The sequence below is a fragment of the Clostridium sp. BJN0013 genome (genome assembly GCF_040939125.1).
In the GTDB taxonomy this organism is placed as follows: Bacteria; Bacillota; Clostridia; order Clostridiales; family Clostridiaceae; genus Clostridium_B.
In genome coordinates, this window is record NZ_CP162495.1 from 3,329,655 (window position 1) to 3,344,548 (window position 14,894).

The following is a 14,894-nucleotide window of genomic DNA, read 5'->3' on the forward strand; positions in this document are numbered from 1 at the left end:
TTTCCATCAGCAATATTTAGCTAAAAAGTTACAATTAAAAGTTACAAAATATAGTACAAATTAAATATCTTTACAACTTTTATAACCTAAAATAGATTCAGAATTTTTTACAGCATTTATAATAGCTGTTTCCATAACTTGTGCAGATAAAAAACCCACCACACTCAAATCTGCTTCTATTTTTCCTGTAGACATAGAAAAAATAGTATCTCCGTCAAATATAGAATGGGCAGGTCTCATGGCTCTCGCATAGCCGTTATGTGCCATGGAGGCAATTTTATTCATTTCTGATTTTGTAAATTTTCCGTTATTTACAATAATTCCAATAGTAGTATTTCTGTTAAATAAATTTTTCTTTTCATAATACGTTTCAAGCATTATATTTTCTGTATTTGCAAAAGATTTTCCATCTTCATTTAAAACTCCTGCTATTATATTTCCAGTTTTACTATCTACCACATCTCCAAGACAATTTACCGCCACCACAGCTCCAACTTTCAAATCTCCTACTTGAACTGCGAAGGATCCAAGTCCTCCTTTCATTGAATATTTACTCCCCTTTATTTTCCCCACAGTTGCTCCAGCACCAGCTCCAATATTACCATTTTCACACAAATTTAATTCAGAATTCTTACAAGCTTCATATCCCATAATTTTATCTGGTCTTATAGTAAAATCTCCTATAGTAAGATCAAATAAAACAGCTCCACAAACTATGGGAACTTTTGTAACCGTTACATCAAATCCTATATTTCTTTCTTCTAAATACTGCATTACACCACTTGATGCATCCAACCCAAAGGCACTTCCTCCCGCAAGAACTACTGCATGAATTTTATCCACTAGATTTACCGGATTTAAAAGATCTGTTTCTCTGGTGCCTGGCGAACCTCCTCTTACATCAACTCCAGCTGTTGCCCCCTCTTCGCATATAACCACAGTGCATCCTGTAGGTCCATCTAAATTTTGTGCATTACCCATTTTAATTCCTTCTATACTGTTAAATAAAATATTCTTCATTTTTACCTCCTACTATTAAAACCCTAAGCCTATTCAGACTTAGGGTAATTTTTTTTAACCTAACTTTCAATTTAATCATAAACTACTTAATTATTTATGTCTAATCTTATTGACTGCAGTAATAACGGATACCGTAATAATTACAGATAAGATCATCTCCGGTATACCATTAGTAAAAGCTACCGCCAATATACCTTTTTTGGCAGCACTTAAACTTATATTTAAAGCCTTGGAATAAGGTTCTAAATATATAAGGTATATCATTCCTAAAACCCCTACAGTATTTACTAGGGAACCAACTGCCGCAGCTATTCCCATAGGTATAATTCTTCTATTTTTACTGCTAATAGCCTTATATAAATAATAAGATACTAGTCCTATTAATATCCTTGGTAAAACTGATACCAATGGATTTATAAAGACAAAAGAAACTGGTGTTGGTGCTGTTATAGACTGAATTATACTAAATATACCAAAAATAAGTCCAACCATAGCCCCTACTAAAGGGCCTTCTAAAATAGCTCCTATTATTACAGGAACATGCATTATAGTAGCCTTAATTGGAGGAATAGGTATAAAACCCAATCCAGTTAACCCAAGTACAATAGAAATTGAAGACAACATACCAATTACTGTAATCTGCTTAATATTAAACTTTAATCTTGTTCTTATTTGTCTTTCCATCAGTTTTCTCCGTTGTTATTCTCTTTGAGATACAACACGGAACCTCCTTCATAAATTTAGTTCAGTTTTTCTAGAAATACTGACAATTTTATTTTATCACTTTTAAAAAAAAGTTCAATATATTAGTTAAAAAAAACACAATTATTTTATATGTAAAGTCATAATTATCTATATTTTTTACTTTATTAGGGAGTGAAATCGTTATTATTTTTTAATTAAAGCATTACATATTATTGATGGAAACAATATATTTGTGTATTAATTAACAATTTCCTTTAAGTATCAATCTAATCCATATCATCTAATCTCTTTTTATGGGAAATCCTTCCTTAAAATAATCTTTAGGATATAGTACTTCTATTACTTTCTCCCTGCTTACCTTTCCATCTTTCATAAATATATCTGGTATTCCTTTAAGGCATACTCTTATATTTTTTTCTGAAAATATGTCAAATACATTCTTTATACATTCTACTACAGAGTTATTTCTTGATCTTCTCATGTATTTATATATATTTTGTCCTATCAGCCAGTCTTCTCCTTTATATTTTTCATCATAATTTATTACAGTACATTTTAATTTGTTTTTGTCATTTCCAGATATGGAAGACATAAAAAATGTTTTAACCATTATATCATCCAAAGGTAAACTATATCCTGCAAATACTATATGTTTTGCATTTTTCATAAGTAGTCCCATCTCAGTTTTTAATTCTTCCAAAGCCGCCACATTTCTTTGCCTTGAGAGACTCTGTATTATAAGTGTCATATCATAGGGATAAGTTATCTGTCCACAATAAGGGCATTCTATGGCACCTTTCCTATATTTATTCTCCTTATATGTCTTATATTTCCAATTTTTCTGTAAATCTTGTAGAATAGAAGGTCCAAAAATTTCTGTGGATAACCTATCCCATTTTTCTTCAAAGGTGATTATAGATTTACCGCACTCCGGGCAAATTCTAGAGCCAAACATACCATGTGGAAATAATACTTTGCCTATTCTGGCTATTCTAGACGGATAATTATAATCATTAATACTTCTACATTGAGATTCATCTGAAGTATACCATATCTCAGATTCATCTCCATCTAAATAGTTCGAGGCTACTTTCGTGCCAAAATCATCATATAATTGTAGTTCCAACCCATCTTTAAGACATATAGGATTTTTATTTTTTTCTTTATGTACATTAAATATATTCCAGAGTATCAAAGGATCCCAGTTAAATGATATTATGGCATAGGAATAAAGATAAAATCTTCTGGTATCTCTTTTATATCCCCTATCTTCAAAAGCCCTTGCTTCTTCCACCATAAGTTCTGTGAGAATTTTAGCAAATTCATAATAAGGTTCTATTTTATTTTTGTCTACATATCCTGGTATTTTCTGTATACTTAATCTTTCCAATTCTTCAATAAGCAATATAAGACATCTCTTCGCAGCTTTTACCCTTTCTACCCTTAAAAATTGTCTCTTACCATTACAAAATGCATTGAATCCCATATTATTCTCAATAAGTTGATCTAACATAGTAAAAAGATCATGCATATTAAATTTATCATTAGTACTTATTATAATATCAAGTGCCTTTAAATCGTATATTCTAGAAAGCATTGGATCTTTTATTAAGTCTTCTGTTACCAATCTTTTAAATGCATCAGCTAATTTTTTATCTTTATCTTTTAAAAATGAAAAATCATTATTGCTAATATTTAAAATTAATTTTATCAATTCTTTTGTTGCATGAAGTCCTAAATTTTTAGTAGCACCAGCTCCCCAAAGTATAACTGTTTCAGGCCAATATTTTTCAGGCATAATCATATTCTCCTTCCAATAATAAAGTTTGTATCTATTTAATATATAATAAATATATTTTATATATATGTAAATATATATATATATAAATTAAGACCAGGTGTTAAATTCCACCCAGCCATTTTTATCATAATAATTATATTACTTTAAATCACGTTCATAAGCCTCTATCATCTTTTTACCATCTGTCCTCGGAGTCTGCTTCCTTTGATGTAATATCTCCATTATAGCCCTCTTTTAAGTTTACTCCAACTTTTTGCTGATTTCATTTTAGATCTATCTATAGTTACTTTTAATCCTGGAACTAATACTCTATTTCTTCCTCTTGCCATTATTAATCACTCTTAATAATTAGATAGATTTTGTTTAATTATTTGTACTTGTACAAATAAAGTTTATGCAGTTTGAAAATTAATACTCTATAAAATTAATGCCAGAAAAATTAACATAAATCGAATAAATTATAATTATACCTGTTTAATAGCTCCTCTTTTTAAAGCTAAATTTATAATGTTAAATAAAATTGAACCTACTATAGTATTTATAACTGCTGCTGGTAAAACCACCGAGAAAAACATTACACTAAAGCCAGCGCTAAGTCCTACTGTAAGTAGAACTACCGTTAAAAATACAGAGCCGCTAATTATAGTTCCAAGGGCAGTAACTATTATAATATTTATTTGATTGTTCAATTTATCTCTAAATGGTTTAAAAAGCAGAAACATTACATTTATAGTTATAATTTTATCTATTACATTGGCAAATTGTCCACCTGGAAGAGTTGTTGTTGCTGCAGCTAAAATGCCAGCTACAATACCCGCGGCAAGGCAAGTTTTATATTCTTTATTAAATATAAGTATTACAAAAAGCATTGCCAATGAAATATCTGGTTTCATTCCTAGTACAATAGGTGGCACAATCTGATGTAATATAGCCCCTATAGCAAGTAATATAGAATTTATAATCATCCTTTTTAAATTCATAAATAACACTCTCCTTAAATTATAATCTTAAATACAAATTTTCTTAAATCAATATGATTATTTATATTATAGCTACCATGATGCTTTCATAACATAATGGGCACCCCCCTATATACTGCTTTTTAATAGTGAAAGAGATTAAGCTAAAGTTTTTTTTATTAAACCACAGATTAAATTTAAATAAAATAAAAAATCCCCATCCTAAAAACTAGGACGGAGACATTACCCGCGGTACCACCTAAATTGTGTTCTTTAAAACACCTCTTTTTCAGACACTAACATGTCCTATCCGTTATAACATACGGCTAACGTTAACCACTACTCTCTATATACATAGATTTCAATTTACTCCTCTTAGGCCCATTCACTACATGCTGTAATATTGAGATTCCACCATCCTCAACTCTCTAAAACTCAACAACATAGCTACTATTCCTCGTCAAAGGATTTACTAATTAAATTATTTACATAATATCACTTAAATATCATGCTGTCAATAAATATAACTGATTAAATTAAAAATATTTATCTTACATTTCCAATAAAATTACAATTTTTATTAAACAACTCCCTGTAACAATAATTTATTATATCACTTCGTTTGATAATTCCTATGAAAACATCATTGTCATCTATCACTGGTACAAAATTTTGATTCACAGCTAAAGATACCAAGTCCTCCATGTTGGAATTAATTCTGACAGGTTTGTTATTCATATGCCTCGGTATTTCTTTTAACAATATCTTACTTGTATTTTTAAAATTAAACTCTGGAGTATTTTTTAGCTTCCACAATAAATCTCCTTCTGTGAGAGTCCCCACATACTTACCTTTATTATCAATAAGCGGAATAGCTGTATATCTGTACTTCTCCATCCTCTCAAGTGCTTGTCTCATGGATGAATTAGGAGTTTCACAAACTACATCCTCTTTAGGTGTGAGAAAAAATGCTATATTCATATATTTTCTACTCCTTAATATTACATAATTTTATATATTTAAGGCTAAATATTTTATTTAACCTATCTCAACAAATAAAATATACCCTTAAAATTAGAAAATTATTCATTAAATACATAACTTAAGCTCCATCAACCAGACCAATTATTTACTTTAAATTATAAATCAAGAACTTTAATTAACCCAGTCCTCAATATTACCTGGAGCATTCAGCCTCTACTTGAAGTAATTTTCTAAGTACGTCTTCTATATTATCTTCCAATTCTTCATCAATGTTTAAATTGTCTTCATTGACAGCCTCTATTGCAAGTTTTAAACCCTTAGTTATATTACTTATTTCCTCTAGTGTTAACAACATAAGTATATTCTCTTTCATGTTAATAACCCCCTTATCTAACTTAATCTTTTAGAAAGTGACCTGTATTCATTATCCCTTTTATTACATTTCGTAAAATTTAAGTTAATATAGAGTGCCTATTCAGAGATAATTTTATTAAATAGTACTGATAGTCATAAATTTTATAATAACCAACCCCTCTAAAAGGGATTATTTGTTATTTATATTCAAGCTCTACTTAATAATAATATAACAATTTATAAAATAAATTTTCAAAGAACTGTTTAAAAATTAGCTGTAAAATCATAATATTCTTCCATCATATATTCTGCGTATGTCTTATTACCCATAAGCCTATATATAACATCAATACTTTTATATCCTTCTTTATACAGCTTATAATCCTTTAAAAGCTTTTTTAACATTCTTTTATTAATTTGGAGAAGGGTAGTTAACTCATCCAGCCTGTAAAACTTCTTACAAAGTAATTTTTGAAGCTGCTTTTGCATTTCTAGCTTATATTCCAAATCTATTTTTTTATTTTTATGAGGTCCGTTTTTCCCTCTATGGTGTTCTGAACAAAGATATTTAAAATTCAAAGGAAAATCTAACCCTCCCTGACTTCTATAAACTATATGATGTTTGTCTGCCGGTTTCCCACATGTTTGGCATTTTAGCAATTTTTCCCCTCCCAATTTATATTGGATTTTCATTATAATTTATATTATTATTATATCACAGCTTTTGCTCTATTACACTTATAAAAAATCATGAATTTTATTTAAATTTTTATAAAAATTTATGATAATTTTACACTTTATAGCAATTATTTTTCACTAACATTATATTATAAAGTTTATATCTCTAATATTTCATTAAAACTACTATTAATTTTATATTAATAGTGTATATTATTAATTAGATGACAATATATTAAATTCTTAATATATTATAAATACAATCAAGTAATTTTTAGATTTAGATGGATTTTACTATAATTAACACTTTAATACTTTTCTTCACCTAAATCTTAGAAGAACTTATCTAGGCTCATAGCAGTTCTTATCCCCTATTTTAAAAAAGCTGGGATATTAGCAGAGTGATAGCCTTTGGATAAAAACCAATATAGATATTTTTTTATAGTATTTATTCAAATTTAAAATAGCCTGTTTTCTAGAAAGAGGTGATAAAAATATGAGAAATATCTTCTATTTTGTAATTATAATAAATGCCCTATTGTCTGTAACAGTTATAATTTTAGAGAGAAAAAATCCTGAAAAAACAATTGCATGGTTGTCGGTTTTTATAGTACTGCCAGTTTTGGGATTAATAATTTATATATTTTTAGGTCGTAATTGGAAAAAACATAAACTCCATGAAGAAACAAATATAAATATAGAAGAATTAATATATGAAGCCATAAAAGACATAAAGGACAACACCTACACTCCTTTAATTGAACTTCTTTCTAAAAATAGCGAATCTCCTTTATTTACAAATAATTCTATAAAAATATTCAAAAATGGAATAGAAAAATTCAAATACCTGAAAGAAGAACTTTTAAAGGCACAGCATCATATTCATATAGAATACTTTATAATTAAAAATGATAATATAGGAAATGAAATAAAAGATATTTTAATAGAAAAGTCTTTAGGTGGTGTAAGTATAAGACTTATTTTGGACAGAGTAGGTTGTATAAGATTAGGTAGAAAATATATAAAGGATTTAAAAGACGCAGGGGTAGACGTAGTTCAATATTCCTACTTTTTAGCTCCAATTTTAAGACATATAAATACCCAAATAAATTATAGAAATCATAGAAAAACAGTAGTAATTGACGGTAAAATAGGATTTGTTGGAGGAATAAACATAGGAGATGAATACCTTGGTCATAGCAAATATGGATACTGGCGTGATACACATATAATGGTAGAAGGTGATTTTGTCTTTGGACTGCAGGCAGTTTTTATAGATGACTTTGCCACTATAAAATCCGCCAATAAAGACTACTTCTTCTATGATGGAAATTTTGAGGAGTTTTTTCCTCAACTATCAAATAATACTACAGGAAATAAATTAATGCAGCTTGTAAAAAGCGGCCCTGATTCTCAATTTCCTGCTATTGAACAGGCAGTTTTAAAAATGATAAGTATGGCAAAAGACCATATTTATATAACAACACCTTATTTTGTACCTACGGAAAGTATATTAAATGCACTTAAAATTTCATCTTTAAGCGGCGTGGATGTGCGTATTATATTTCCTGGCAGATTTGACCACATACTGGTATATTATGCTTCCCGAACTTATTTAGAAGAGGTACTCAAAAATGGAGTAAAAGTTTACTTTTATGATAAAAATTGCTTTATACATTCTAAAACCACCTCCATAGATGGTAAGGTGTGTACCATTGGTACCGCCAACATGGATATAAGAAGCTATGAATTAAATTATGAAATAAATGCAATGATTTATGATGAAGAAACTACAGAAGAACTTGAAAATTTATTTTTTGAGGATATTCGAAACAGCAAAAGAATTACTCAGGAATATTTTGATAATTTATCACCTTTTGTTAAATTCTTTGAAGCTTTTTGCAGGATATTTTCTTCACTACTATAATAGATCAAAAGTGGTAAAATTATTCTTTTTGAAAAATTATAATTTTACCACTGACTACAGGATCATATTTTATAACTTTTTATTCCGATTCATTATTGTCTTCCTTAATTAATCCCTTTCTATAGGCAATTAAAAGTTTTTCAAGATCAGCTACCTGTCTTCTGATTTTCGCCCCCACATCTGTATCCATTACCCTCTTTCTTCTGGCAGCATGTTCTAAAATTATTGTAGAAGATAATATATCCTTGTCCTCCTCTATAGCATTTTTTATAGCAGAAAAAGGTTCATGGGAGGTAAGTAGCAATCCATAGGAATTATATATAAGAGTATATCCCGCAATACCCGTTTCAGGTTGATATGCCTTACAAAATCCTCCATCTATTACAAGCAGCCTTCCATTTGCTTTTATAGGACTTTCTCCCTCTTTAGTCTTTACAGGAATATGACCATTTATAATATGGGAACTATCTGGAGATAGATTGAATTCTTTTAATATATTTCTGCAAACTTTTTCATCATCTCTATATTTATAATAATAATTTTTTTGTTCATAATGTGAGGCTTTGTCACTAATAAAATACCTTTCAAAAGTTGTCATTCTTATTTTGCCAAATACAGGTGAGTCTTCTCCACACCACATATACCACATCATATCCATTCCATATTTCTTATTATAGGTATTATGTTTAAAGAAAAATGCGTCTCTAGCCACACGATCATATCTATCAAGAAGTTCTTTTCCGCTATAATTTATTTTTCCTATTTTAACTTCTTTAAGACTTCCATCTTCATTTAATGGTATACAGCCATGATATAAAAGATTGGAATTATAGACCAAATACATACTTCCTTTACTATATAAAAATCTAATATGTCTTTGAAGCTTTTCACTGTTTACAAAAGAATTAGTCAACTTATCAATAATCTCTTCTTCCCTAGCTGTAAGTTTGTAAGGATCATTCCAATCTATTGTAGGAAAATTGATATCATTCAATTTATAAGTATTTCCATATACATTTATTTCCCACTTTTCCACATCTATTTTATCTAATAAAAGCCTGTCTTCCATTTTAAATTCAGGTCGTCTTTTTATTATCTGACCCTCTAATTTAAATTGAATTATAGCTATAGCCTTGTGCATTTTTGCCAGTAGATACAGTTCATTTTCATTTACTTCTTTATCTAAGGTTTTAGGAATAAATCTTTTACAAGGATCATCCTGATAAAATTCTAAAGCAAAAGTTGCGAGAGGCAACAAATTTATTCCATACCCATCTTCAATAGTCTTTAAATTAGCATATCTTAATGATATTCTCAGTACATTAGCCACACAAGCTTCACATCCAGAAGCTGCTCCCATCCAGAGCACATCATGGTTTCCCCATTGTATATCTACAGAATGATGTTTCATAAGGGCATCCATTATAATTTCCGCACCTGGTCCCCTGTCATATATATCTCCAATAATATGAAGTCTGTCTACCACCAACCTTCGTATTACATTTGACATAGCTATAATAACTTCAGGTGCCCTATCTATCTCTATTATAGTTTTTATTATTCCACTATAATAGGCTTGTTTATCTGATCTATCATCCTGTTTATTGAGCAGTTCTTCTATTATATAAGAAAAGTCCTTTGGAAAAGCTTTTCTCACTTTAGATCTAGTATATTTAGATGCTACATCTCTACATACTTCAATTAACTGATACAAAGTTATCCTATACCAATCCTCTAAATTTTCTTCTTTTTCTTTAATAATTTCTATTTTTTTCTCTGGATAATATATTAATGTAGCTAAAGCAGCCTTTTGTTCTTCTCTAAGTGAATCTCCAAATACATCATCTATTTTTCTTTTTATCACTCCAGATGCATTTCTTAACATATGGGTAAAAGATCCATATTCCCCATGAACATCACTTATGAAATGTTCCGTAGCCTTAGGTAAATTTAATATAGCCTGAAGATTTATAATTTCCGTACTTGCACTAGATATTGTAGAATATTCTTTAGATAATAATTTAAGATATCTCAAATCTTTTTCTATTACATCTAAATTATTCTCATCATAGAAAATCATTCTCATTTTCTCCTTTTTATTTTTATAAATATAAGTGATATACTATAATATATTATAGTATATCATTATTAGCCTGTATAGTATAATATGTATAAATTAATATACCATGTATCTACATAATAAAACAATTTTATTCTTCAATGAACTTAGATATATATACAAATGTTCTACTTGATTTCAATGGGTCTTAAACCTGTAATATCAAGCTCTTTATAATCTATTAAAAAAGATTTTAACTTATCTATAACTATATTTGAAGAACCTGATAAATCACATTCGATATTTAAACACAGCACAGGTTCATGAAGAGATAACCTAAGTAAAAACCAACCGGCTCCTCTGGATTCACAGCAATTTACCCTGACATAATTACGAGATGCTATAGACCATCCTTCAACTTTTTTTATATATAATTTTAATTCTTCCAATATTTTATTCCCATACTCTTTAAAGTTTCCATTTAAAATATTGAATCTAAATTCCAAACTTTCAACAGGTGTTTTCATATTTTGTATTAGATTTTCTATACTTTTGCCTTCTAAATTCAGCCTAGCCATTTTTATTAACACCTTAGCTATTAAATAAGCTCCATCATCTAAGAAATAATTTTCTTTAAAGGCTGCATGTCCCGAAGTTTCCATTGCCAAATAACATTCTTCATTTTGATTATTTAATCTTATTCCTTCATTTATTACATTTCTATATCCTCTTTTAAATCTATGATGTTTTCCTCCCAATTCTTCAATAAATTCACTTAATCCATTAGAAGTTACTGAATCCGTTACTATAGTAGTATTTGGATGTTCTTCTAAAACTATTGCAGAAATTAAGGCTATCAGTGCATTTCTATTTATTTCTCTTCCTCTGCCATCTACAATAGCTGCCCTATCTACATCCGCATCAAATATTATGCCAAGATCAGCTTTATTTTTAACAACCGCCTCTTTAATAGAATACATAGCTTCTTTAGCTTCAGGATTTGGAACATGATTTGGAAATCTGCCATCAGGAACAATAAACTGACTTCCCTCAGTTTCTGCTCCTAAAGGTTCTAAAACCTTATTTGTAAAGAAATCTCCCACTCCATTTCCTGCATCTACAATAATCTTAAACCCTAAAAACGGTTTATTGTAATTTACCTTGGAATTTATACCTTCTCTAATTTTTTTAACCAATATACCAGAGTATTCATCAATAAAATCTATCTTATAAATATTTCCTCTACTATGTGCGCTTTCATCCCATTTATCCAAAGCTCCATTTAATATATATTTTATATCTTCTTTTTCACATCCCCCACTTTCAGTAAAAAACTTTAATCCATTATAGTAATAAGGCAAGTGACTACCTGTTACCATAATAGCTCCATGACACCTGTAATTCCCGGTCACTGTAGTCATAAACATAGCTGGAGTTGTGCAAAGCCCACAATCGTATACATAACATCCTAAATTTAAAAGTTCCTCACAAATACATTGCTTGAATTCAGGCCCTGATAACCTAGAATCCATGCCTATGGCAATTTTTATTTTGTTGTTTTCCAAATTTTTTTTATTCTTAATCTATTTTATAAAACCTCTAGTTATAAGCCTTACTCTTTCCACGGTTAAATTAACCTCTTTTTCTGGATTTTTAGTTGCAACTCCCCTTATATCCGTACCATTTTGTAATTTATATAATTGCTCTACCATATTATCTTCTCCTATATTTTAATTTTCATATATATTATACACCTAAATAAAAATTAGGCCGGTAATAAATTACCGACCCAATTCCATTCATTAAAACTCTACATCTGCCTGGCAAGTACCGGCTAAACACATATTAGGCTTTTTCTATGCCTTTCACTTCATACCCTGCTTCTTTAATAACTTCTTCTATATTGGAATCAGAAATTTCAGTAGAAGATTTTATTACAGCAGTGTTACTATCTAAATTCACATTAACATTTGAAACTCCCTTTATAGACTCCAAAGCTGACTTAACATGGCTAACACAATGCTGGCAAGTCATTCCCTCTACATGTATTACTTTTTTTATTTTTCCTTTGAATAACATGTTCAATACACTCCTTATATTTTATTTAAAATTGATTTAAAACAATTTAGTAATCAATTATTACCCCTTAATCACTTGATATGCTGGGCTTGAATCTTTTTAATCTAAGTGCATTTAAAAGAACTGACACTGAACTAAAACTCATAGCAAGAGCCGCCAGCATAGGATTTAGAAGAGGGCCTCCAAATATGAAAAGTACTCCCATAGCCACTGGTATACCAAGTGAATTATATCCAAAAGCCCAGAAAAGATTTTCTTTTATATTCTTTATTGTTTTCCTGCTTAAATCTATTGCGGTAACCACATCCATCAAATCACTTTTCATAAGTACAATATCTGCTGACTCCATGGCCACATCTGTTCCAGACCCTATTGCAATTCCAACATCTGCCTGTGCCAGGGCCGGTGCATCATTTATTCCATCCCCTACCATGGCAACTTTTTTATTTTCCCCTTGAAGCTTTTTTATTTCATTGGCTTTATCCTGTGGAAGAACTTCCGCAAGTACTCTATGAATTCCCACCTGAGATGCTATAGCCTCAGCTGTGTTTTTATTATCGCCAGTTATCATGGCCACTTCTATGCCTAAAGAATTAAGTCTTCTTATAGCTTTTTTGCTGCTTTCTTTCACTGTATCCGCCACAGCTATTATACCTATCAATTTATTCTGAAGTGCTATATACATAGGAGTTTTACCTTCATTAGAAAGCGTATGTGATATATCCTCCACACTTTTCAAGGAAATATTTTTTTCAATCATTAATTTTTTATTTCCTAAAAACACTTTACTATCTTTTATAGATACTTCAATACCCTGTCCTGGTATAGCCATGAAGGAGTCTATCTTTAAAAACTGAATACTCTTATTTTCAGCTTCTCTTACAATAGCTTCTCCCAATGAATGTTCTGAGGATTTTTCTGCAGATGCAGCTATTTGAAGTAAATAGTTTTCTTCTATATCCCCTGATACTATTATGTCCGTAACCTTAGGTTTTCCTTCAGTTATAGTACCCGTCTTATCGAAAACTATAGTTTGTATCTTATGGGAAATTTCTAAAGCTACTCCACTTTTTATAAGAACACCATATTCCGCTCCTTTTCCAGTACCTACCATTATAGCAGTAGGTGTAGCCAGTCCCAATGCACATGGGCAGGCTATCACAAGTACGGATATAAATATGGTCACTGCAAATACCAAGGATTGACCAGACACATACCATCCCACTGATGCTATTAAAGCCAATATTATAACTACAGGTACAAAATACCCTGCTATTATATCTGCCATCTTTGCTATAGGAGCCTTTGAACCTTGAGCTTCTTCAACTAATTTTATTATACGTGAAAGTACAGTATCTTTTCCTACTTTAGTAGCTTTATATTTTATAGAACCATTCTTATTTATAGTAGCACCAATAATTTTACTGCCAACAGTCTTTTCCACAGGTATGCTTTCTCCTGTAAGCATGGATTCGTCCACAGAAGTAAGTCCTTCTATAACTTCTCCATCTACAGGAATTTTTTCTCCAGGCTTTACTACAACCACATCTCCTACTTCCACTTCATCGATTGCGATTTCAACCTGTTTTCCATTCTTTACTATGTTGGCAGTTTTAGGTGTAAGATTCATAAGCTTTTTTATGGCTTCACAGGTCTTTCCTTTAGCTATACTCTCAAGATATTTACCTAAAGTTATAAGAGTAAGTATAACTCCCGCAGATTCAAAATATAGATGATAATGATAATGGCTTTCATTATAGAACATACTTACTATGGAAGAAAAACTGTACAAAAATGCTGCAGAGGTTCCTATGGCTATAAGAGAATCCATATTAGGATTTTTTCTAAATAAAGATTTGAAACCTATTATAAAATAACTTCTTCCTATTATCATTACAGGTAGTACCAACAACAACTGAATTATTGCAAATATTTTTTGATGTACCATGGGATCTATAATAGAAGGAGGCATTGTATTCAACTGCTGAGCTATCATAGGTCCCATGGCTACGATAAGCAGTGGAACTGTAAATACAGCAGATATTACAACTCGCTGTTTTAATTTCTGAATTTCTTTCTGTTTACTTTCCTCATGAACATCCAAACTTTCAATTTCACCCAATGCTTTATATCCTGCCTTTTCTACGGCAGTTTTTATATCTGAAAGTGTGGTTTTTGATTGATCAAAACTTACAGTTAACTTTTCAGTAGCAAAGTTAACACCTGCACTTTCAACTCCATCCACTTTTTTTACTGCCCTTTCTACCGCTCTTACACAAGCCGCACAGCTCATTCCTTCTATCTTTAATATTTCATCCTTCATTCTTT

13 protein-coding genes and 1 other annotated feature are annotated in these 14,894 nt (G+C 30.1%); of the genes, 1 reads left to right on the top strand and 12 read right to left on the bottom strand.

Annotation, left to right across the window (positions count from 1 at the left end):
- Positions 1 to 60 precede the first annotated feature (60 nt).
- The 7 genes from AB3K27_RS17290 to AB3K27_RS17320 all read right to left on the bottom strand — a co-directional run bounded on the left by AB3K27_RS17290 (position 61) and on the right by AB3K27_RS17320 (position 6,483).
- On the bottom strand, positions 61 to 1,020 hold the full coding sequence (locus AB3K27_RS17290) for a P1 family peptidase (protein ID WP_368488597.1): 960 nt from the start codon (positions 1,018 to 1,020) through the stop codon (positions 61 to 63).
- 90 nt (positions 1,021 to 1,110) lie between these two features.
- On the bottom strand, positions 1,111 to 1,704 hold the full coding sequence (locus AB3K27_RS17295) for an ECF transporter S component (RefSeq protein WP_368488598.1): 594 nt from the start codon (positions 1,702 to 1,704) through the stop codon (positions 1,111 to 1,113).
- A gap of 301 nt (positions 1,705 to 2,005) precedes the next feature.
- Positions 2,006 to 3,523, bottom strand: a complete 1,518-nt coding sequence (locus AB3K27_RS17300; RefSeq protein WP_368488599.1) for a hypothetical protein — start codon at positions 3,521 to 3,523, stop codon at positions 2,006 to 2,008.
- 467 nt (positions 3,524 to 3,990) lie between these two features.
- The gene (locus AB3K27_RS17305) at positions 3,991 to 4,506 is read right to left on the bottom strand and encodes a tryptophan transporter (RefSeq protein WP_368488600.1); all 516 of its coding nucleotides are present in this window, start codon (positions 4,504 to 4,506) and stop codon (positions 3,991 to 3,993) included.
- A 206-nt stretch (positions 4,507 to 4,712) separates the two neighbouring features.
- Positions 4,713 to 4,958 (bottom strand) — a binding site (T-box leader).
- A 73-nt stretch (positions 4,959 to 5,031) separates the two neighbouring features.
- Positions 5,032 to 5,466: a CBS domain-containing protein gene (locus AB3K27_RS17310; protein ID WP_368488601.1), complete on the bottom strand. Its 435-nt coding sequence runs from the start codon at positions 5,464 to 5,466 to the stop codon at positions 5,032 to 5,034.
- Positions 5,467 to 5,662: 196 nt separating this feature from the next.
- A complete protein-coding gene (locus AB3K27_RS17315) occupies positions 5,663 to 5,842 on the bottom strand; it encodes a hypothetical protein (RefSeq protein WP_368488602.1) in 180 nt (59 codons plus the stop codon).
- Between the two features lie 245 nt (positions 5,843 to 6,087).
- Positions 6,088 to 6,483, bottom strand: coding sequence for an HNH endonuclease (locus AB3K27_RS17320; RefSeq protein ID WP_368488603.1), 396 nt, complete (start codon positions 6,481 to 6,483; stop codon positions 6,088 to 6,090).
- A gap of 514 nt (positions 6,484 to 6,997) precedes the next feature.
- Here AB3K27_RS17320 and cls point away from each other — a divergent pair.
- Positions 6,998 to 8,428, top strand: a complete 1,431-nt coding sequence (cls, locus tag AB3K27_RS17325) for a cardiolipin synthase (protein WP_368488604.1) — start codon at positions 6,998 to 7,000, stop codon at positions 8,426 to 8,428.
- Positions 8,429 to 8,507: 79 nt separating this feature from the next.
- On the opposite strand, the gene AB3K27_RS17330 is transcribed toward cls, so the two are convergent.
- From AB3K27_RS17330 to AB3K27_RS17350, 5 genes are all read right to left on the bottom strand, one after another.
- Positions 8,508 to 10,508: a fructose-1,6-bisphosphatase gene (locus AB3K27_RS17330; RefSeq protein ID WP_368488605.1), complete on the bottom strand. Its 2,001-nt coding sequence runs from the start codon at positions 10,506 to 10,508 to the stop codon at positions 8,508 to 8,510.
- A gap of 167 nt (positions 10,509 to 10,675) precedes the next feature.
- The gene (locus tag AB3K27_RS17335; protein ID WP_368488606.1) at positions 10,676 to 12,052 is read right to left on the bottom strand and encodes a phosphomannomutase/phosphoglucomutase; all 1,377 of its coding nucleotides are present in this window, start codon (positions 12,050 to 12,052) and stop codon (positions 10,676 to 10,678) included.
- 18 nt (positions 12,053 to 12,070) lie between these two features.
- Positions 12,071 to 12,199 (bottom strand): hypothetical protein, encoded by a 129-nt coding sequence (locus AB3K27_RS17340; protein WP_368488607.1) that lies wholly within the window; start codon positions 12,197 to 12,199, stop codon positions 12,071 to 12,073.
- Between the two features lie 133 nt (positions 12,200 to 12,332).
- Positions 12,333 to 12,566 (bottom strand): heavy-metal-associated domain-containing protein, encoded by a 234-nt coding sequence (locus tag AB3K27_RS17345; protein WP_368488608.1) that lies wholly within the window; start codon positions 12,564 to 12,566, stop codon positions 12,333 to 12,335.
- 67 nt (positions 12,567 to 12,633) lie between these two features.
- Positions 12,634 to 14,889: a heavy metal translocating P-type ATPase gene (locus AB3K27_RS17350; RefSeq protein ID WP_368488609.1), complete on the bottom strand. Its 2,256-nt coding sequence runs from the start codon at positions 14,887 to 14,889 to the stop codon at positions 12,634 to 12,636.
- Positions 14,890 to 14,894: the final 5 nt, after the last annotated feature.